This is a genomic window from Streptomyces fodineus (assembly GCF_001735805.1).
Lineage (GTDB): Bacteria > Actinomycetota > Actinomycetes > Streptomycetales > Streptomycetaceae > Streptomyces > Streptomyces fodineus.
In genome coordinates, this window is sequence record NZ_CP017248.1 from 5,474,832 (window position 1) to 5,493,104 (window position 18,273).

20 protein-coding genes are annotated in these 18,273 nt (G+C 73.2%); 10 read left to right on the top strand and 10 right to left on the bottom strand.

Going from position 1 to position 18,273, the window contains the following annotated elements; translation table 11 throughout:
- Positions 1-96: 96 nt before the first annotated feature.
- From BFF78_RS23430 to BFF78_RS23445, 4 genes are all read left to right on the top strand, one after another.
- Entirely contained in the window at positions 97-1,191 is a 1,095-nt protein-coding gene (locus tag BFF78_RS23430) for a sigma factor-like helix-turn-helix DNA-binding protein (protein ID WP_069780192.1), read from the top strand.
- Positions 1,188-2,864, top strand: a complete 1,677-nt coding sequence (locus BFF78_RS23435; RefSeq protein ID WP_079161438.1) for a transglycosylase domain-containing protein — start codon at positions 1,188-1,190, stop codon at positions 2,862-2,864. The genes BFF78_RS23430 and BFF78_RS23435 overlap by 4 nt, the downstream gene beginning before the upstream one ends.
- 175 nt (positions 2,865-3,039) lie before the next feature.
- Entirely contained in the window at positions 3,040-4,164 is a 1,125-nt protein-coding gene (locus BFF78_RS23440; RefSeq protein ID WP_069780193.1) for an NADH:flavin oxidoreductase, read from the top strand.
- An 84-nt stretch (positions 4,165-4,248) separates the two neighbouring features.
- Positions 4,249-5,820 carry a carboxylesterase/lipase family protein gene (locus BFF78_RS23445; protein WP_079161439.1) on the top strand — a complete coding sequence of 524 codons (1,572 nt, stop codon included), beginning with the start codon at positions 4,249-4,251 and terminating at the stop codon, positions 5,818-5,820.
- Between the two features lie 3 nt (positions 5,821-5,823).
- Here the strand turns inward: BFF78_RS23445 and BFF78_RS23450 are convergent, their stop codons facing one another.
- Both BFF78_RS23450 and BFF78_RS43540 read right to left on the bottom strand, forming a co-directional pair.
- Positions 5,824-6,393 (bottom strand): hypothetical protein, encoded by a 570-nt coding sequence (locus BFF78_RS23450; RefSeq protein WP_069780194.1) that lies wholly within the window; start codon positions 6,391-6,393, stop codon positions 5,824-5,826.
- 38 nt (positions 6,394-6,431) lie between these two features.
- Positions 6,432-6,599, bottom strand: coding sequence for a transcriptional regulator (locus tag BFF78_RS43540; protein ID WP_079161846.1), 168 nt, complete (start codon positions 6,597-6,599; stop codon positions 6,432-6,434).
- A gap of 96 nt (positions 6,600-6,695) precedes the next feature.
- On the opposite strand from BFF78_RS43540, the gene BFF78_RS23455 reads away from it, so the two are divergent.
- Positions 6,696-7,376, top strand: coding sequence for a class I SAM-dependent methyltransferase (locus BFF78_RS23455; RefSeq protein WP_069780195.1), 681 nt, complete (start codon positions 6,696-6,698; stop codon positions 7,374-7,376).
- Between the two features lie 11 nt (positions 7,377-7,387).
- Here the strand turns inward: BFF78_RS23455 and BFF78_RS23460 are convergent, their stop codons facing one another.
- The 4 genes from BFF78_RS23460 to BFF78_RS23475 all read right to left on the bottom strand — a co-directional run bounded on the left by BFF78_RS23460 (position 7,388) and on the right by BFF78_RS23475 (position 11,055).
- Positions 7,388-7,624, bottom strand: coding sequence for a hypothetical protein (locus BFF78_RS23460; protein ID WP_069780196.1), 237 nt, complete (start codon positions 7,622-7,624; stop codon positions 7,388-7,390).
- Between the two features lie 29 nt (positions 7,625-7,653).
- Entirely contained in the window at positions 7,654-9,147 is a 1,494-nt protein-coding gene (locus BFF78_RS23465; protein ID WP_069783751.1) for a PTS transporter subunit EIIC, read from the bottom strand.
- 16 nt (positions 9,148-9,163) lie between these two features.
- Positions 9,164-10,087, bottom strand: a complete 924-nt coding sequence (murQ, locus tag BFF78_RS23470) for an N-acetylmuramic acid 6-phosphate etherase (protein ID WP_069780197.1) — start codon at positions 10,085-10,087, stop codon at positions 9,164-9,166.
- Between the two features lie 62 nt (positions 10,088-10,149).
- On the bottom strand, positions 10,150-11,055 hold the full coding sequence (locus BFF78_RS23475; protein ID WP_069780198.1) for a MurR/RpiR family transcriptional regulator: 906 nt from the start codon (positions 11,053-11,055) through the stop codon (positions 10,150-10,152).
- Positions 11,056-11,111: 56 nt separating this feature from the next.
- On the opposite strand from BFF78_RS23475, the gene BFF78_RS23480 reads away from it, so the two are divergent.
- Together BFF78_RS23480 and BFF78_RS23485 are read left to right on the top strand one after the other, a co-directional pair.
- Entirely contained in the window at positions 11,112-11,495 is a 384-nt protein-coding gene (locus BFF78_RS23480; protein ID WP_069783752.1) for a hypothetical protein, read from the top strand.
- Positions 11,492-11,797 (top strand): DUF4031 domain-containing protein, encoded by a 306-nt coding sequence (locus BFF78_RS23485; RefSeq protein ID WP_069780199.1) that lies wholly within the window; start codon positions 11,492-11,494, stop codon positions 11,795-11,797. The genes BFF78_RS23480 and BFF78_RS23485 overlap by 4 nt, the downstream gene beginning before the upstream one ends.
- Here BFF78_RS23485 and BFF78_RS23490 read toward each other — a convergent pair.
- Positions 11,779-12,846: a GNAT family N-acetyltransferase gene (locus BFF78_RS23490; protein ID WP_069780200.1), complete on the bottom strand. Its 1,068-nt coding sequence runs from the start codon at positions 12,844-12,846 to the stop codon at positions 11,779-11,781. The genes BFF78_RS23485 and BFF78_RS23490 overlap by 19 nt on opposite strands.
- A gap of 28 nt (positions 12,847-12,874) precedes the next feature.
- Positions 12,875-13,522: an HD domain-containing protein gene (locus BFF78_RS23495; protein ID WP_069780201.1), complete on the bottom strand. Its 648-nt coding sequence runs from the start codon at positions 13,520-13,522 to the stop codon at positions 12,875-12,877.
- Positions 13,523-13,569: 47 nt separating this feature from the next.
- On the opposite strand from BFF78_RS23495, the gene BFF78_RS23500 reads away from it, so the two are divergent.
- Entirely contained in the window at positions 13,570-14,241 is a 672-nt protein-coding gene (locus BFF78_RS23500; protein WP_069780202.1) for a maleylpyruvate isomerase family mycothiol-dependent enzyme, read from the top strand.
- Between the two features lie 72 nt (positions 14,242-14,313).
- On the top strand, positions 14,314-15,006 hold the full coding sequence (locus BFF78_RS23505) for a copper homeostasis protein CutC (RefSeq protein WP_069780203.1): 693 nt from the start codon (positions 14,314-14,316) through the stop codon (positions 15,004-15,006).
- A 20-nt stretch (positions 15,007-15,026) separates the two neighbouring features.
- On the opposite strand, the gene BFF78_RS46325 is transcribed toward BFF78_RS23505, so the two are convergent.
- Positions 15,027-15,695, bottom strand: a complete 669-nt coding sequence (locus BFF78_RS46325; RefSeq protein ID WP_159033045.1) for a hypothetical protein — start codon at positions 15,693-15,695, stop codon at positions 15,027-15,029.
- 56 nt (positions 15,696-15,751) lie between these two features.
- A complete protein-coding gene (locus tag BFF78_RS23515) occupies positions 15,752-17,794 on the bottom strand; it encodes a HelD family protein (RefSeq protein ID WP_099055087.1) in 2,043 nt (680 codons plus the stop codon).
- Positions 17,795-18,072: 278 nt separating this feature from the next.
- On the opposite strand from BFF78_RS23515, the gene BFF78_RS23520 reads away from it, so the two are divergent.
- Entirely contained in the window at positions 18,073-18,255 is a 183-nt protein-coding gene (locus BFF78_RS23520; RefSeq protein WP_069780206.1) for a hypothetical protein, read from the top strand.
- The last annotated feature ends 18 nt before the right edge of the window (positions 18,256-18,273 follow it).

The window sequence follows — 18,273 nt, forward strand, 5'->3', positions numbered from 1 at the left end:
TCTCCCGTGCAACCCGCCCGCCCCGCCCGTGCGTACAGGTCGCGTGGGCCGCGTGCGCGGCGTCCATCGAAACACACGTGACCCAAGGAGAAGACGATGCGGACGGGTGCCCGGATCCATGACGACTTCGCCGCCTACGCGCGTACCTGCTGGCCCCGGCTCCTTCGCACCGCGTGGTTGCTCACCGGGGATCTGCCCGACGCGGACGACCTGGCGAGGAGGACGCTCATACGGGTATACGGGCGCTGGCGCCGCGTTCCGCGCAACGACGTGGACTTCCACGTACGGCGTCAGCTCGTGCGGAGCTGGTTGCGGCGGCCGTGGCCGCTCGGGCGGCGGGCCGACCGGCGGCGGGCCGTGCTGGTGCTGCGGTACGGGGAGGGCCTGCCGGACGCGCAGATCGGCCAGTTGCTCGGCGTCTCCACGGGCGCGGTGCGCCACATCGGCAAGCGGGGCGTGAAGGCGGCCGGGGGCGATGAGCGGCGGCTGCGGAAGGCCTACGCCGCCGAGGCCGGGGACCTGGTTCCCTCCCCGGTCCCGCTGGACGCGGTGACCGTGCGGGGACGGGCGCGGCGGCGGCGCCGGGCCGCGGTGGTCGCCGGTGGCTGTGCGGTGGTGGTGCTGGTGGCCGGGGGGTTCGTCGTCACCGGCCTGGTCGGCGGGACCGGCGGCGGTGCGTCGAACGGTACGGCAGCGGGGCGCGCGGTCGGTTCCGTACGAATCGTGGCGCCCGGGGAGCGGGTGCAGGCGGCGCCCGGCGTGGAGATGTGGCTGACCGCGGACGGCAGCCACTGGTCGACACCGGAACAGGCCAACCAGTTCCGCGGGTTGGACGCCTATCCGCGTCACACGCCGGGGGTGTCCTTGCATGCGGAGCCGGTGAAGGGCAGCTACTTCCTGTCCGGCCTGTACTACGGCGTCACCGGGGACCCGGGGCGAGTCGAGGTGAGCACCGGTCACGGCGAGGTCGCCGCCAAGGTGCTCACCCTGGCGGGCAGCCCCGGCTGGGGCGTCTGGTACACGAGCACGCCGCTGTCCGCGCAGGACACCAAGACGCTCATCGTCGACGGCATGGAGCGGGCCGGGAGCGCCGGGAGCACCGGGGACACCGGGGGCGGTGAGGGCGTCACGGTGTACGACGCCGCGGGCGCCGTCGTGGCACGGCTGCGGAGCGGGGGGTGGCAGGCATGACCCCGGAGCTCAAGGAGGGGCCCAAGAGGGAACCCGAGGGGGAGCCGGAGAAGGGGCCCGAAAAGGAACCCGAGCGGGAGCCCGGGAAGGAGCCCGAGAAGGCCTCTTCGCCCGCCCGTTCGCGCCGCATCCCGCTCCGCGTCCGTCTGCGCCGCAACCGGGGCCGAATCGTGCGTCGGCTGCTGGCCGCCTTCCTGGCCCTGCTCGCCCTGCTGTGCGGGGCGGTCGTCGTCGCGTACAAGCTCACCGTCATTCCCGATCCGCACCCGGACACGGTCGTCCAGAGCACCGTCTTCCTCGACGCGAAGGGCGGCTATCTGGGCCGCCGGGGGCCGGTCGACCGGCAGGACGTGCCGCTGTCGCAGGTGCCGCGGTATGTGCAGGACGCGGTGATCGCCGCCGAGAACCGTTCCTTCCGGACCGACTCCGGCGTCTCCCCGAAGGCCCTCGTCCGTGCCGTCGCGGCGGCGCTGACCGGCGGCGAACACCAGGGCGGCTCCACCATCACCCAGCAGTACGTCAAGAACGCGCTGCTCAGCCCCGAGCAGAGCCTGTCACGCAAGGCGCGCGAGGCGCTGATCGCGGTCAAGCTGGACCGCACCCGCTCCAAGGACGAGATCCTCCAGGGCTACCTCGACACCGTGTACTTCGGCCGGGGCGCCGCCGGCATCCAGTCCGCCGCCCGCAACTACTTCGACGTCGACACCAAGAACCTCACCGTCTCCCAGGGCGCGGCCCTGGCCGCCATCATCAACCTCCCCTCCTACTACGAGAAGGCCGGCTCGGACCCGAAAGTCACGGCGACGCTCCAACGCCGCTGGGAGTGGGTGCTGGACGCGATGGCGGCGAGCGGGAACATCACCGCGAAACAGCGGGCCGAGGCCCGCTTCCCGGCGTTCCGGTTCTATCCGCCGGGGGCGACCGACGGGCAGCGGCAGTACCTGATCGACGTCGCGGCGAAAGAGGCCGCCGACCGGCTCGGCATCACCGAGGACCAGCTGGCCAAGGGCGGCTACACCGTGCGCACCACCTTCGACCTCACACAGCAGGACTTCACGGCGGAACTGGTCAAGGGGCAGAAGGCCGGCAAGGGGGTACGGCTCCACACCGCCGTCGTGGGCATGGAGCCCGGCGACGGTGCGGTGCGGGTCCTGTACGGGGGGTCGGACTACGCCCGGCAACCCTTCAACGACGCGGTGAGCGGGGCGGTGGAGGCGGGTACGGCGATGACGCCGCTGGCGGGCCGGCGGTTCGGGGCGCCGCTCACGGGGCTGCCGAAGACAACCGCGCCCACACCGCTGAAGCTGACGTCGGCGTACGCGGCGGTCGCGGCCCACGGCACGTATGCCGCGCCGTACACGGTCGCGCGCATCACCCGCGCAGGCCGGACCGTCTACTCCGCGCACCCCGACCGCCACCGGGTCCTGCCCGAGCAGGCGACCGCAGGGGTGGCCGCGCCGGCCCGGTTCACGGCCGGCGCGGGCGGCGGCATCACCCGCCGCACGGTGTGGACCGTCGCCTACGACAACCGGCTCACCCTGACCGTCGCGCTCTTCGCCGACAAGCCGGGCAAGAAGAAGGACACGACGGTGCCCGCGCAGCTGCCGACGGATCCCTCCCCGACGGAGTTCACGGAACAGACGGCGACTCAGCTCTGGGGCCGCTTGAGGTGATCGACGAACGCGGACCAGACGGGTGCGGCGGCTGAACCGGGAGAGTGTGAGCGGCGTCACCTGACGGTTTTCGGTGGGGTGGAATGTGGGCCATCGCATAGGTCGTTACTTCAGGAGCTGCAACAATGCGTGCTCACATACCGACCGGTTAACACCCCTCACGAGGAGCCCCCACGTGACCGTCACGACCCCCGCCTCCCGCGCGGCCCAGATCCTGTCCCGCCCGATCGCGCTCAACGGTCTCACCGTTCCCAACCGGATCGTGATGGCGCCGATGACCCGCATGTTCTCGCCGGGCGGCATCCCCGGCGAGGACGTGCGCTCGTACTACGCCCGCCGTGCCGCCGCCGGGGTCGGCCTGATCGTCACCGAGGGCACGTACGTGGGCCACGAGTCGGCCGGCCAGAGCGACCGGGTGCCGAGGTTCCACGGGGAGGAGCAGCTCGCGGGCTGGGCGAAGGTCGCCGAGGACGTGCACGCGGCGGGCGGCACCATAGTCCCGCAGCTGTGGCACATCGGCATGGTCCGCAAGGACGGCGAGGCCCCTTACCCGGACGCCCCCGCGATGGGTCCCTCCGGCCTGGTCACCGCGGGCGCCGAGCCCACCGGCAAGGCCATGACGCAGGCGGACCTGGACGACGTCGTCGCCGCGTTCGCCAAGGCCGCCGCGGACGCCGAGCGCATCGGCTTCGACGGCGTGGAGATCCACGGCGCCCACGGCTACCTCGTCGACCAGTTCCTGTGGGAGGGCACCAACCGCCGTACCGACGCCTACGGCGGCGACCCGGTGGCCCGCACCCGCTTCGCGGCGGAGATCGTCGCCGCGGTCCGTGAGGCGGTCTCGGCCGAGTTCCCGGTCATCTTCCGCTACTCGCAGTGGAAGCAGCAGGACTACACCGCCCGCCTCGCCGAGACCCCGGAGGAGCTGGAGGCGATCCTCACCCCGCTGGCGGCGGCCGGAGTCGACGTCTTCCACGCCTCCACCCGCCGCTACTGGCTGCCGGAGTTCGACGGCTCGGACCTGAACCTGGCCGGCTGGACCAAGAAGCTCACCGGCAAGCAGGTCATCACCGTGGGCTCGGTCGGCCTCGACGGCGACTTCCTCAACGCCTTCCAGGGCGAGGGCTCCCAGGTCAACGGCATCGACAACCTCCTGGACCGCATGGAGGCCGACGAGTTCGACATGGTCGCCATCGGCCGTGCGCTGCTCCAGGACCCTCAGTGGGCGGCCAAGGTGCTCTCCGACCGCTTCGAGGACCTCAAGCCGTACGACGCGGCGGCGGTGAAGACGCTCAGCTGACTTGCGGGCTTCTTTCTCCGGGCGGGCACTTGTGATCGTCTTGGTGCGTTCCTCTGATGACCGGTGAGGGCAAGAGGAGCGAGCATGACGACGAGTGAGTCCCAGGCCTCGGAAAGCGGCGTCCCGGACACCGATGGCCGCGACGGCCCCGTGGTGCGCACCGCCTCCGGCGCGGTGCGCGGTCTGCGGGAGGCGGGCCTGTCGGTGTTCCGGGGCATCCCCTTCGCCGAACCCCCGGTCGGGGCGGCCCGCTTCCAGGCCCCGCGCCCGCCCCGCCCCTGGGACGGCGTCCGGGAGGCGTACGCGTTCGGCCCGCCGCCCCCGCAGGAGACAGGCTTCCTGGGCCGCGCGCCCCAGCTGCCCACCCCGCGGGACGACACCTGGCTCACCGTCAACGTCTGGACCCCGGACCCGGATGCGTCCGCCGCCCGCCCGGTGATGGTGTGGATCTACGGCGGCGCGTTCAAAGTGGGCCACGGCGGTCAGCCCGGCTACGACGCACGGCACCTGGCCCGCGAGGGCGACGCGGTCCTCGTCACCCTCAACTACCGCATGGGCATGGAGGGTTTCGCCCTCTGGGACGGCGCACCGGCCAACCGGGGCCTGCTGGACCAGCTGGCGGCCCTGGAATGGGTCCAGGAGAACATCACCGCGTTCGGCGGCGACCCGGCCCAGGTCACGGTCTTCGGTGAATCGGCGGGCGCGGGCTCCATCGCCTCGCTGATGGCGATGCCCAGAGCCCGTGGCCTGTTCCGGCGCGCGGTGGCACAGAGCGTGCCGGGCACGTTCCTCTCGCCCGAACTGGCCCGCGACATCGCCGCGGCCCTGGCGGCCGAGGCGGGCCGCGGGCCGACGGCGGCCGACCTGGCGGCGATCGACCCGCAGCGGCTCACCGAGGCGGGCGCGGCGCTGGGGGCCAAAATGGCCCAGTACACCGGAAGATGGGGCCAGGCGGCCCCGACCACGGTCCCCTTCGCCCCGGTCGTCGACGGCGACGTGCTGCCCGCGGCCCCCTGGGCGGCGCTGGCCTCGGGCTCGGCGAGGGACGTGGACCTCCTCGTCGGCCACAACCGCGACGAATGGCGCCTGTTCCTGGTCGTGGCGGGCATGGACGGCAGGGTCACGGACGACCTGGCGACGGCGACCCTGCGGATGTACGCGCCGGGCGGCGAGGCGGGCGAGGCGGCCTACCGCGCGGCCTACCCGGACGCCACCGCCGAGCAGCTCTTCGAACGCGTCCAGACCGACTGGCTGTTCGCGCTGCCGAGCCTGCGCCTCGCGGAGGCCCAGCGCAGGGGCGGCGGACGCGCCCACGTCTACGAACTGACCTGGCCGGCCCCCGACAGAGACGGCCTGCTCGGCTCCTGCCACGCCCTGGACATCCCGCTGCTCTTCGGCACGTACGGCGCGGACCTCGGCGCGCTCGCCTTCCCCGGCGGCACCCCCACACCGGAGGCGGAGCGGCTGTCCACGTTCATGCGGGGCGCCTGGACGTCGTTCGCACGGACGGGCGACCCCGGCTGGCCGCAGTACGACCCCGATGCCCGCCTGGTACAGATCCTGGACGCGGAGCCGACGGTGGCGCCGTACCCGGAGGAGCGGAGCAGGCGGATATGGGAGGGGTACGAGTTCGGGCCGTTGCCCCTGCTCAGCTGACGCCTAGAGGTTGCCCATCGGCTCGATGTCGACGTGCAGGGGCGTACCCCACACCCGCAGCACCTCGTAGTCGGTGAACTCGTGCACGAGCCGGTAGGCCATCGCGGGACGTGACCCGCGCCGCTGCGCGGCGAGGTAGGCCTCGGCCTCCCGCCGGTCCCTGCGCGGCGTCCCGCACAGCTGCCACTCCTGCCCGTTCCACGCCTCGGGCAGCCAGCGCTGCTGCGGCTGGGGCCGGTCGGCGCGGACACCGTAACGGGAGGGCGCGGTGGCGACGGGCGCGGGTTCGGCCCGCCCGCCCTGGAACTCCGACCGCCGGGCGGCCCGGCGCCGGGTCTCACACAGCAGACACAGGTCGGGCGCGCTCTCGTCGACGGGGCCCTGCGGATGCTCGGGGCAGCGCGTGGCGGGAGCGTTCGAGGCGACGCTCTCGTCCACCAGATCGAGCGCCCGCCGCAGATCGGCCTTGATCTCGTGCAGCCGGGCGTCCGGGGTGTCGCCGGTCAGAGCCTCCCCGTGCTCCCCGAGCAACCGGAGGGCCCGGCCGAGGGCGGCGAGCTGGGCGTGGTTCATGATCGGTCCGCGTGTCCTTCGTTGCTCTTGTCCGGGCTTCACTGGTCCATGGCCGCCGCGTTGCGCGCGTTCCGCGCGGCGAGGTCCTGCAAGGCGGACAGATGGGCGGAGAGGGCCGCTCGCCCGAGGGCGGTGAGGGAGAGCCAGGTGCGGGGCCGCCTGCCGATGTATCCCTTGCGGACCTTGACGTACCTGTCCGCTTCCAGGCCGGCCGCGAGGTATCAGACTGGCATTTGCTTTCCTATTCTTCAAGTAGATGCCCATCGGGGAAGCCCGGGGAAAGCCCATGGTGGACTGACGGCATGACGAGCATCTTGCCCGGCCGCCTGGTCGACGCCCTCGACCGCTTCAACGCCGCCCACCCCTGGGATCACAACGCCCACTACCACCCATGGCTGCTACGGCAGTTGCCCCGGCGGTTCGCCAGGGCGCTGGATGTGGGGTGCGGGAGCGGGGATCTGGTGCGGTTGCTGGCCGAGCGGGGGGAGTGGGTCCAGGGCGTCGACTCGGACTCGGAGATCCTTCAGCGGGCCCGGGAGCTGACCGGGCCCGCCGCCCCCGTCGGCTACAGCCTCGGCGCAGCCCCGCAGGAGATCCCCGCCGGCCCGTACGACGTCATCAGCTGTGTCGCCGTACTCCACCATCTGCCCTTCGCCGAGGCTCTGGACCGGTTCAAGAAGGAGCTGGCTCCCGGCGGGACCCTGGTCGTCGTCGGGTGTGCGCGGGCCGCGAGTCCCGTCGATCACGCGCTCGGGCTGGTTGCCATACCGCTCAACGCGTTGACGGGGTGGGTGAAGAACCGTGGGCGGGCCGGCTCGCCCCGGCCCGTTTCCATGACCGCGCGGACCCGTGAACCCGAGCTGTCCTTCGAGGAGATCGGGAGGCAGGCGCGCCGGCTGCTTCCCGGCGTCCGGCTCAGGCGTCGGCTCTTCTGGCGGTACACCCTGGTCTGGCGCGCCCCCGGAGATCCGTCGGGGCGCTGAGGGACCGGCGGTCAGCCGTTGCCGTTGATGCGCTCCAGGGCGCTCTGCGCCCCGCAGGTGGGGGCGGCGGCGAGGGCGCCGGCCGCCAGTGCCAGCGGGGAGACGGGAGTGAGGGCGGGCAGCACGGCGAGGTTCTCGACGCACCTCGCGGCATCGGCGTCGTACCCGCGGTCGTCGGCGTGGGCGGGGGCGGCCAGGGCCGCGGCGGAGGCCGTGAGGACGGCGGTGACCAGGAGCTTCTTCATCATGCCCGGGGAACGACCGGTTGGGCGGTACGTCACGCGGGTGCGCCCACTCGGGGGCGGCGCGGGAAGCCGAAGGCATAGGTCGCCAGGAAGCCGACCAGGTAGCCGGTGAGGAGACCGCCGCCGTAGATCGCCGCCGCCGTCCCCGCCCCCCTGTTCCCCGTGAGCAGAGGGAAGAGAGCCCAGCCCGACGGGCCGATCGCCGTCGCGCCCACCTTGGTGCCGAGCATCGCGAAGAAGCCGATGAACGCCCCGCCCGCCGCCCCGCCCGCGCAGGCGGTCAGGAACGGGCGGCCCAACGGCAGGGACACCCCGTAGATCAACGGCTCGCCCACCCCCAGCAGGCCTGCCGGGAGGGCTGACCTGATCGTCGTACGCAGCGATGTGTCGTGGCGCAGCCGGACGTACACCGCGAGCGCCGCGCCCACCTGGCCCGCGCCCGCCATGGCCAGCAGCGGGAGCAGGACCGTGTACCCCTGCTGCTCGATGAGCGTGGTGTGGATGGGGATGAGGGCCTGGTGCAGGCCCAGCAGGACCAGGGGGAGGAAGAGGCCCCCGAGGACCAGTCCGGCGACGGCTCCGGCGGTCGCGAGGAGCCAGTTCGCCGCGGTGCCGATCGCCGTCGCCACCGCTCCGGCCGCGTACATCAGGCCGTACAGCGTCACCAGGCCGGAGACGAGGACCGTGACGGTGGGGGTGAGGAGGACGTCCAGTGCGCCCGGGACCCGGCCCCGGACCCACTTCTCCACCCGGGTCGCCAGCAGGGCCGCCGCCAGCGCGCCCAGCACCCCGCCCTGGCCGGGCGCGAGGTGCGTCCCGAACGCCGTCACCCTTGCCACACCCGGGTATACGACGACGGCCGCCACCGCCCCGCCCAGCACCGGCGTGCCGCCGAACTCCCGTGCCGTGTTGAAGCCGACGAAGACCGCGATCAGCGCCAGGAAGGCGGAGGCGATCGCGGACAGCGCGGGGGCCAGGCCGGGCAGCCAACCGGTGTTCAGCAGCAGGCCGTTGAGTCCGGACAGGATGCCGCAGCCGATCAGGGCGGGGATCAGCGGGACGAAGACGTTCGCGATACGGCGCAGGGTGGTCTTGAGGGCCTTGCCCTCCGCCGGCCGGGCGTCCCCTTCCGCCGGCCGGGCGTCCCCTTCCGCCGGCCTGGCGTCTCCTTCCGCCGGCCGGATCTCCCCTTCCGGCAACCGGGCGGCGGCTTCCGGCAACCGGGCGCCCGTTTCCGCCAACCAGCCGCCGGGAGGCTGGAGTTGACCGGCGTCCGCCACCCGCGCCTCCACCTCCGCCGTGACCTCGTCGACGATCCCCGGACCGAGCACGATCTGCCGGGTGGTCCCGTCGGACACCACCCCGAGCACCCCGGGCAGGGCCCGCAGCCCTGCCTCGTCCGCCGCCGCCGGATCGGCGAGGGCCAGCCGGAGGCGGGTCATGCAGTGGGCCACGGCGGTGACGTTGGCCGGGCCGCCGACCAGGGTGAGGAGGGCGGTCGCGGTGGAGGCGGGGTCGTTGCGCACGCCCCGAGCGTGCGGGTCAGCGGGCCGCGTGCGCCAGCGCGGCACGCAGATGGCCGCCGGAGTCCTCCAGAAGGCGGGCGGCCGTCGGGCCGTCGACATCGGCGAGCAGCACCAGGATCGCGTTCTTCACCTCGCCGCCGCACTCGCTGAGGGCCCGCTCGATCTCGTCGTCGCCCGCCCCGGTGGCCAGCGCGACGATACGGCGCGAGCGGGCCCGGAGCTTGTCGTTGGAGGCGCGGACGTCGACCATCAGGTTCCCGTAGGTCTTTCCGAGCCGGATCATCGTGATGGTCGAGAGCATGTTGAGGACCAGCTTCTGGGCCGTACCGGCCTTCAGCCGCGTGGACCCGGTGATCAGCTCGGGGCCGACGACGACCTCGATGCCGTGCTCGGCGGCGGCCGCGAGCGCGCTGTGCTCGTTGCAGGCCAGGCCGACGGTCAGGGCGCCCAGGGCGCGGGCGTGCTCGACGGCGCCGATCGCGTAGGGGGTGCGGCCGGAGGCGGAGATGCCGACCACGGTGTCCTCCGGGGTGAGCTTCAGCGCGTCCAGGTCCTGGCGGGCCAGCTCCCCGGAGTCCTCCGCGCCCTCGACGGAGCTCGCCATCGCCTCGGGCCCGCCCGCGATCAGGCCGACGACCTGCGCGGGATCGGTGTTGAAGGTGGGCGGGCACTCGGAGGCGTCCAGGACGCCGAGCCGGCCCGCGGTGCCCGCGCCGGCGTAGACCAGCCGGCCGCCGTGGCCCATGCGCTCGGCGACGGCGTCGATGGCGGCGGCGATCCGGGGAAGCTGGGCGGCGACGGCCGCCGGGACTCCGGCGTCCTCGGCGTTCATCAGGCGGGCGATGTCGAGGGTGGGCAGACGGTCGATGTCGGCGAGCTCGGGCCGGAAGGCTTCGGTGGTCAGGGAAGCCAGCTGGCTGCGCAGATCAGGGGAGGTCATGGGGGGCGGCTCTCTCAGGTCTGGGTGCGGCGTGCGTCCTGCTTACTCACCCGGGGTGTCACTCACCTGGGGCTGGTGCGATGCCGATGAGCCAGCGCCTCGTACGACGCGGCCAGCGCGGGCGCCGCCGTCTCGTACGTACGCTGGGCCACTCCCACGAACAAACAGTCCACCACGAGCAGTTGACTCGTCCGCGAGGACATCGCGGCCGGGCGCAGCTCGCTCTCCCGTGAGGTGGACGTGGTCAGTACGTGGTCGGCGTACTGGGTGACCGGCGAGTCCGGCCGGCCGGTGATGGCCACGGTCGTGGCCCCGCGCTCGAAGGCGACCCGCAGCGGCTCGATGACGTCCCCCGTCGAACCGGAGTGGGTGATGGCGATCGCCACGTCGCCCGCACGGAGCTGCACCGCGTTGGTCACCGCGAGGTGCGGATCGCTGTGGGCGTGGGCTATGAGGCCTATGCGCAGCAGCTTCTGGGTGAGGTCCTGGGCGACGAGCCCGGACGCCCCGATGCCGTACACATCGGTGCGCCGGGCGGCGGCCAGCGCGCCCACGGCGGCGCCGAGCTGGACGGTGTCGAGTCCGGCGGCCGTGTCGGCGAGGGTCTGCTGCTCCTCGTAGGCGAGCTTGGCGACGACGTCGGCGATGGGGTCGTCCACCGCGATGTCGGTCGTGATGGCGGGCGCGCGCCCGGACTGCTGCTGTGCGGCGAGCCCGGCGAGGGCGAGCCGCAGGTCGCGGTAGCCGGGGTAGCCGAGGAGCCGGGCGGTGCGCACGACCGTGGCCTCGCTGGTGCCGGTGAGTTCGGCGAGGCCGGTGACCGTGAGGGCGGCGCAGCCGGCCGGGTCGCTCGCGACGGCCTCCGCGACGCGGTGCATGGACCGGGTCATGGACGGTGCGAGGGTGCGCACCTTGGCGGCGAGGGAACCGCCCGCACTGCCGAAAATTTCCTTCAGGTCCTGGGTCACAGATGAAAGATATTTTCGGTTCGTTGCGGCGGTCAAGAGTGCGCACAATGGGTGCCATGGAACCCCTCAGTCCCCTTGAGCAGGCCTTGCATGCCGCCCGGGCCCTGGTGCTCGCCGATCTGGTCGCGGGCGAGGTCGCGGAGGCGGACGTGGTCTCGCTGGTCGAGGACTCGGTCGCGGAGCGGCGCTGGTGGGTCGAGCAGTGGCCGGACGGCATGGCCTTCGTCGCCGGGCTCATCGCCCAGGACGTCCAGGACGCGCTGCTGGACCGGTACGGCCGCTGGCCGCTGTGCCCGGTGTGCGGCTCCGGCGACCCGCACGCGCTGGACGTGGAGCCCGAGCTGGGCCCCGACCCGCACTGGGTGTGCCACAAGGCCGGCGTGAAGGTCGCGGCGGTGGGTTCGCTCGGCTCGGCGACGGGCGGAATGACCTCGTCGTGACGCTGTACATCGACCCGCCCGCCTGGCCCGGACACGGCCGTATGTGGTCGCACCTGGTCAGCGATGTGTCGTACGACGAACTCCACGCGTTCGCCGAGCGGCTGGGCGTGCCGCGGCGCGCCTTCGAGCGCGACCACTACGACCTTCCGGCGCACCGGTACGCGGACGCGGTGGCCGCGGGCGCGGTGCAGACGTCCAGCCGTGAAGTGGTACGGCTGCTCAGGGAGTCGGGGCTGCGCAGACCCAAGGGACGTGCCCGGCAGGGCGGTTCACCGGGGATCGCTCAGCGGCGCAGTTCGTAGGTCACGAGGTTCTCGTCCGCGCTGACCTGCTGGAAGCCGGCGCGCGAGACCACGGCCCGGGACGCGGTGTTGTCCAGGTCGATCTTCGCGAGCAGCGTCGTCACGTCGTCGCGGGCCAGCGCCCACCGCGACAGCGCGCGCAGGGCCTCGGTGGCGTACCCCTGACCGCGGGCGGTCTCGGCGAGGTCGTAGCCGATCTCCACGCAGCCGTCCTCGTCCGGGACGCCGTGGAAGCCCATGGCGCCGAGGGCGCGGCCGTCCTGCGTGCGGAGAAGGACGAAGACGCCGAACTCGGGCCGGTGCACCCCCGCCTCGTAGGCCTTGAGCAGCAGACCGGCGGCTCCCCGGGTGCCCTCGTACGGCCCGCCCTCGACCCAGTCGAAGCCGCCCTCGCCGCCGAGGCGCAGATCGTGGGCGGCGGCCGGGCGCAGGCCGGTGAGGGTGAGGCGCTCGGCCGGGATGACGAGGTTGTTGCGCCAGCGCCACTCGGTGACCGGGGCACGGCCGGGCAGCTCGCCGCGGCCGGTGGCCCACAGCAGGGTCGGCCACGGGGCGGGGCCGGGCTGGACGTGCGGGAAGAGGCAGGCCAGGAGGGAGGTGACGAGCTCGGCGGGCGGCTCGTACGGGAGCCCCAGCCCCTCGGCCATGTCGTGGGTGTGCAGCAGCACCTCGGCGATGCCCATCGCCGCGAAGCCCTCGGCGTCGGCGCTGCGGAAGGGGTAGGGATGGAAGGCGCGGACGCCGGGCGCGGCCGTACGGACGGCGGCGGCCAGCAGGGCGCCGGTCGTCTCGATGACGTGCAGCAGGCCCGCGTTGCCGGTGCCCTCGTCGAGGGTGAGCTCGAAGGGGACGTAGGCGTCCTGTGCGCGTCCGGCCAGGTTGGCGGCGTAGGCGATGAGGTCGTCGGCGACATGGACCGCGGTGGCGTGGCAGTCCCACTCCAGCCGCCCGGCCCGTACGGCCGTCCAGTCCCGGTCCACCGCCGTGCGCAGCAGCGCCGTGCAGCCTGCCACGGCCTCGATCAGGTCATCCCCGTTTATCGGTCGCATGCGGCGAACCCTAAGGGGCCCCTTTCCCTCAGGTCGACAGCATTTCCAGCTCACCGGAGAGGTTGTAGCGGGCGGTGGCCTCCCAGTGCTCCTGCCCGTACGGGGTGCGGAACAGGGTCGGCAGGTCCAGGAGTTGGCGCAGGACGGCCGAACGGCCCGCCCGGAAGGCGTCGTTGGGGACGAAGTGGTACTCCGCGCGCACCTCGGCGGTGTAGGCGGCGTACGCCGACGGGGGCGCGGCCAGGATCGCGAGGTCCGCGTCGCACAGCACCTGGCCGTCGCGGTCGTCGCCGGCCGGGTCGTGCGTGACGGTGAGCCGGACCAGGCGGGCCACCTCGGCGGTCTTGCCCGGCGAGACCCCGGCCTCGGGGAGCGCGCGTTCGGCGAGGCGGGCGGAGCGCTCCTCGTTCGTCGACCGCTCGGGCAGATAGACGGCGTCGTGGAACCAGGCGGCCAGACGGACGACGTCCGGGTCGTCCGCGTGCTCCTCGAGTACGTCGATGTGGTCGAGGACCGCCGCCAGGTGCTCGACGGTGTGGTACCGGCGCTGCGGCTCCTGCCAGCGGCGCAGCAGGGCGTCGGCGTACCGGTACGGGTCCGGGGCGCAGGAGTCGTCGTCCCGTGCCGCGAGCAGGGCGCGCAGCCAGCGGGAACGCAGATCGTCGAGATCGGCCATGCCGTCATTCTCCCGCTGTGCGACTCGGTGCACCTAGCGTGGCCCCCATGACTGACGTTCAGGAAGCACGCGACCCCGAACTGCCCGGCCGACTGCTCGCCGTCGAGCGGGACGCGCTGATACCGCTGCTGCGGTCGCGGCCGGACGCGGACTTCGCGCTGCCGACCGCCGCGTGTCCCGGGTGGTCGGTGCGGGATGTGCTGGCGCACTGTTCGGCCGCGTTGATGCGGGTGGTGGAGAGCCGGTTCGAGAGGGGCGTGTTCTCGCCCGAGTCCAACGACCGGGACATCGCCGAGCGGGCCGCGTGGCCGAACGCGCGGGTCGTGGACGAGCTGGAGCGCGGGATGACCGAGGCCGGCCCGGTGATCGCCGAGGCGGGCGGGGTGCTCGACATGGTCGCGCTCGGGGAGTGGGTGCACGCCGGTGACGTACGGGAGGTCCTCGGCGCGCCGGGGGCGTACGCGGGGGCCGGGCTGCCGGACGCGCTGACGCTGCTGGTGCGGGTCACCCGTGAGAAGGAGCACCTGCCGCTGCACGCCGACCTCGACGACGTGGACGAGCCGCTGCGGCTCGGGGCGGCGGCGGCCCCGGCGGGCCCGCCCGCGCGGTACATCGGCGACGCGCCCACGCTCGTACGGCTGTACGCGGGACGGCCGGTGAGCGGCGGCGGGTACGAGCTGGCCGGCGCGCGGGAGGGGGAACTCAACATCTTCGGGTGAAGGGCGCTCCGGTACAGGCGTAGTCTTGGAATTGGACTAGACCTGTAGTGGCCGACGGACGAATGGGGTGCCATGAGCAAGCGTGCAGTCCTGGAGGTGATCGCACTCGATGCCGAGGACGCGGTCGCCGCCCAGGCCGGAGGCGCGGACCGCCTGGAACTGGTCACCGACATGGCGGCCGACGGGCTCAGCCCGGCGCCCGCCACCGTCGCCGGGATCCGGGCCGCCGTCGACATCGACCTGCGCGTGATGCTCCGGCTCGCGGACGGGTTCGCGGCCGGTGACGTCGACCGTCTGGTCCGGGTGGCCGGCGACCTGCGCGAGGCGGGCGCCGACCAGTTCGTCCTCGGTTTCCTCGACGCGGACGGCGGGGTCGACCTGGCCGCCGTCGAGCGGGTGGCCGGCGTGCTCGACGGCTGCGCGTGGACGTTCCACCGGGCGATCGACCGGGCCGCCGACCGCGACGCCCTGCGCAAGCAGCTCGCCGACCTGCCCGGCCTCGACACCTACCTCACCGCGGGCGCCGCCGGCGGGGTGGACGAGGGGCTGGCGACGCTGGTCGCGGAGGCGGGCCGGCGGGGCGAGCCGGGCTACGGCCAGACACTCCTGGTCGGCGGCGGCCTGCGCCTGGAGCACGTGCCCCGGCTGCGGGCCGCCGGCATCGACGCCTTCCACATCGGCGGCGCGGCGCGCTCCGCGGGCTGGGCGGGAGCGGTTTCCGCGGGGGCCGTGGCTGAGTGGCGGAGGGTGCTGGACGGGGAGTAGACGGTCCCCGTCCAGCGTCGTCACGCGGTCGCGAGCGCGACGAGGACGAAGAGGAACACCAGGCAGAAGCCGGTGAGCGGGACCAGGCCGATCATCCCGGCCGGGCGCCGCAGGACCGGGAGGCCCGGGTCCAGGCCGGGGCCGAAGGCGGCCGTCGGCGCGGGGAGCTTCCGGATCCTGGACAGGGTGAAGAGGTTGATCAGCAGCGTGATGGGCGTGATGACCATCGACATCGGACCCCACCAGCCCTGCGCCATCGTGTCCGACTGCATCTTCCGGAAGACGGCGAGCGCGCAGGTCTGGCAGAAGGTGCCCTTCCGCCACAGGTTCCGCATCACGATCAGCATGCCCTGATGGCCACGGATCGTCATCCGCGCGGCGGGCGAGGCTCCGCACACATCGCACCCGGGGCCTGAGGGCGAGGGGGCGGCGGGGGACGGATGGGCACCGGGGACCTGCTGGTACGCAGCGGCCTGGCCGTAGTCGGCGGGCGCCGGCTGGGACGGGTACGGCGCCGGGGCCTGCTGATACGGACCGGGTGCCGGCTGCTGGTATGCCCCGGGCGCCGGTGCGTACGGCCCAGGCGCCTGCTGGTACGGCCCAGGCGCCTGCCGGTACGGACCCGGCTGCTGCGCGTACGGCCCTGGAGCCTGCGGGTAGCCGGGATGCGGGGACGGAGGTGTGCTCAACGGAGGCCTTTCCATGGGGACATGCCGGGACGGCACGACACCCTAGCGGCGTGCCGTCAGGCCAACTGAGCCGGTACCGGTGCCGCGTGGGTCACGATCAGACCCGACACCGCTCGCGTGAGCGCCACGTACAGCCTCCGCAGGCCCGTCCGTTCGTCCGGCTCGCCGTCCACCACCGCCTGGGGCTCGTCCAGGACCACGTAGTCGTACTCCAGGCCCTTGGCGAGGGACGCCGGGACCAGGGTCAGGCGGGTGTGCCGGGTGGTCTCCTCGCCGGGGGCGAGGTACGGGATCCCCGCCGTCGTCAGCGCCTCGGACAGCGCCGGGATGCGGGCATCGGCGGCGATCAGGCCCGTCGAGCCCTCGTTGCGCAGCAACTCCTCGCAGGCCGCGACGACTTCGGACGCCTCCGTGACCGTACGGACCTCGAAGAAGCCCGGGTTCTCACGGACCGAGGCCACCGGGGTGAGACCGGGCGCGATGTGCGGCAGGAGGCGGGAGGCGTAGGTGATGACGTCCGTGGGGACGCGGAAGCCGGCCGTCAGCTCCTCGATGACCCCCTCGCGCTTGCCCAGGTGCGCCAGCGCCTCGTCCCAGCTGCGGGTGGCCCAGGGCGTCGTACCCTGCGCCAGGTCGCCGAGGACGGTCGCGCTGCCCGTGGTGCAGCGGCGCCCGACGGCCCGGTACTGCATGGGGGAGAGGTCCTGTGCCTCGTCGAGGACGACGTGGCCCAGCGAGTGCGTGCGCTGGATCAGATCCGCCGCCTCGTCGATCAGCACCGCGTCCGCCGCCGACCACCTGGCCGACTTCGCACTGCGCACCGGCTTGGTCCACAGGATCGTCTTCTGCTCGTCCTCGTCCAGGATCCCGGCGGCGTGCTCGGCGAGGAAGTCCGCGTCCGACAGCAGGCGCAGGACGAGCTTCGCCGGGTCCACCTGCGGCCAGATCGCCTTCACGGCCGCCTTCACCGCGCTGTTGCGGGCGACCGCGTCCTGCACCCGGTCGTCCGGTGCCTCGCCCGAGCGTTCCATCTGCACCAGCACCGCGTGCGCGATCCGCTGCGGCAGGGCCTCGCGGGCGGCGCCGTAGCGGATGTCCCGCTGAAGCAACTCCCGGACGAGCTCCTCCAGTTCGTACGACGGCACCCGCCAGCGCCGCGAGCCGCGCACCACCACGACCGGCTCCGTCGGCAGGGTCACATGGGAGTACAGGGCCCGGCGCAGCACCTCGGCCATCCGGGCGTCGCCCTTGACCACGGCGGCGGCCGCCTCGTCCGTGCCGCGTACCTCGACGTGGGCGACCAGATCGTCGACGGTCGCCTGCTGGACGGTCAGCTCACCCAGCGCGGGCAGGACTTGCTCGATGTAGTGCAGGAAGGACTTGTTCGGCCCGATGACCAGCGTGCCGGTGCGGGCAAGCCGCTCCCGGTGGGCGTAGAGGAGGTAGGCGACCCGGTGCAGGCCGACGGCGGTCTTTCCGGTGCCGGGGCCGCCCTGGACACAGACCGTGCCGGACAGACCGGAGCGGACGATCTCGTCCTGCTCGGGCTGGATGGTGGCGACGATGTCCCGCATGGGGCCGACGCGCGGCCGTTCGATCTCCTGCTGGAGCAGTTTGCTGGTGGTGGCGGGCCCCGCCGGATCGGCCGGGTCGGACAGGTGCTCGTCCTCGTACGCGGTCAGGTCGCCGCCGGTGTAGCCGAAGCGGCGGCGCAGCCCGATGTCCATCGGGTCCTTCTTGGAGGCCCGGTAGAACGGCTGCGAGACCGGGGCGCGCCAGTCGATGACCATGGGGTCGCCGTCGGCGTCGTGCACATGCCGCCGCCCGATGTAGAATCGCTCGCCTTCCGCGCCCTCCGCCTGGGCGGCGCCGGGTGCGTGCAGATAGTCCAGCCGGCCGAAGAACAGCGGGGTGTCGCTGAGGTCGGCCAGCGCCTTGATGCGCTCGTCGATCTGGTGGGCGAGCACCGCGGCGTTGACCCAGTTCGCGGTGACGTCCCGGATGTCCAGCGACTCCACGTCCTCGCGCATGGCGCGCAGCGCGGCACGGGAGTCGGCGAGGTGGGAGCGCTCTCGGGCCAGGGGGCCGTCGGCGGGCATGGACGTGGACACGGGGGTGCCTCCGGGGGGCCTGCTGGGTGGCTACGACGATGCCGCCCGGTTTCCGGCCGGGCGACGGCACTCCGCGGACGGGAGGCGGGCAAGAGCGGAGATTCTAGGCGAGGGCGCGTGGCGGGGGCCAACGGTTTTTCCGACCCCTAGGGGACGCGCAGCCCCGGAGTAGGGGCCGCCGTCCACCCGGAGATCTACGCGCAGCCATGCGGGATTGGCTCTGGAGACCGATGCCGATCCCGTGCCCGGCGATCCACCATGGAGGCATGAGCGCAGCAACCATCTCCCCAGGTCCTGTCCGGCCGCCGGGCGGCGCCACGGCCGTGGACGGCCCGCATCACCACTGGCTCGGCAACGCCCTGCGCGCCATCAAGGTGTTCGCGGAGGCCGCGTTCGGCGTGATCATCCTCGGTGAGTACGGGGAGGAAGCGGGCATACACCGTAAGTAGCCTTCTTCCTCAAGCTCG

What these genes read in the sequence shown, in the direction of transcription:
- BFF78_RS23430 (WP_069780192.1), top strand. Translation starts at nt 97, where the DNA reads ATGCGGACGGGTGCCCGGATCCATGACGACTTCGCCGCCTACGCGCGT.
- BFF78_RS23435 (WP_079161438.1), top strand. Translation starts at nt 1,188, where the DNA reads ATGACCCCGGAGCTCAAGGAGGGGCCCAAGAGGGAACCCGAGGGGGAG.
- BFF78_RS23445 (WP_079161439.1), top strand. Translation starts at nt 4,249, where the DNA reads ATGACGACGAGTGAGTCCCAGGCCTCGGAAAGCGGCGTCCCGGACACC.
- BFF78_RS23450 (WP_069780194.1), bottom strand. Translation starts at nt 6,393, where the DNA reads ATGAACCACGCCCAGCTCGCCGCCCTCGGCCGGGCCCTCCGGTTGCTC.
- BFF78_RS23455 (WP_069780195.1), top strand. Translation starts at nt 6,696, where the DNA reads ATGACGAGCATCTTGCCCGGCCGCCTGGTCGACGCCCTCGACCGCTTC.
- BFF78_RS23460 (WP_069780196.1), bottom strand. Translation starts at nt 7,624, where the DNA reads ATGATGAAGAAGCTCCTGGTCACCGCCGTCCTCACGGCCTCCGCCGCG.
- murQ (WP_069780197.1), bottom strand. Translation starts at nt 10,087, where the DNA reads ATGACCTCCCCTGATCTGCGCAGCCAGCTGGCTTCCCTGACCACCGAA.
- BFF78_RS23480 (WP_069783752.1), top strand. Translation starts at nt 11,112, where the DNA reads ATGGAACCCCTCAGTCCCCTTGAGCAGGCCTTGCATGCCGCCCGGGCC.
- BFF78_RS23490 (WP_069780200.1), bottom strand. Translation starts at nt 12,846, where the DNA reads ATGCGACCGATAAACGGGGATGACCTGATCGAGGCCGTGGCAGGCTGC.
- BFF78_RS23495 (WP_069780201.1), bottom strand. Translation starts at nt 13,522, where the DNA reads ATGGCCGATCTCGACGATCTGCGTTCCCGCTGGCTGCGCGCCCTGCTC.
- BFF78_RS23500 (WP_069780202.1), top strand. Translation starts at nt 13,570, where the DNA reads ATGACTGACGTTCAGGAAGCACGCGACCCCGAACTGCCCGGCCGACTG.
- BFF78_RS23505 (WP_069780203.1), top strand. Translation starts at nt 14,314, where the DNA reads ATGAGCAAGCGTGCAGTCCTGGAGGTGATCGCACTCGATGCCGAGGAC.
- BFF78_RS23515 (WP_099055087.1), bottom strand. Translation starts at nt 17,794, where the DNA reads ATGCCCGCCGACGGCCCCCTGGCCCGAGAGCGCTCCCACCTCGCCGAC.
- BFF78_RS23520 (WP_069780206.1), top strand. Translation starts at nt 18,073, where the DNA reads ATGAGCGCAGCAACCATCTCCCCAGGTCCTGTCCGGCCGCCGGGCGGC.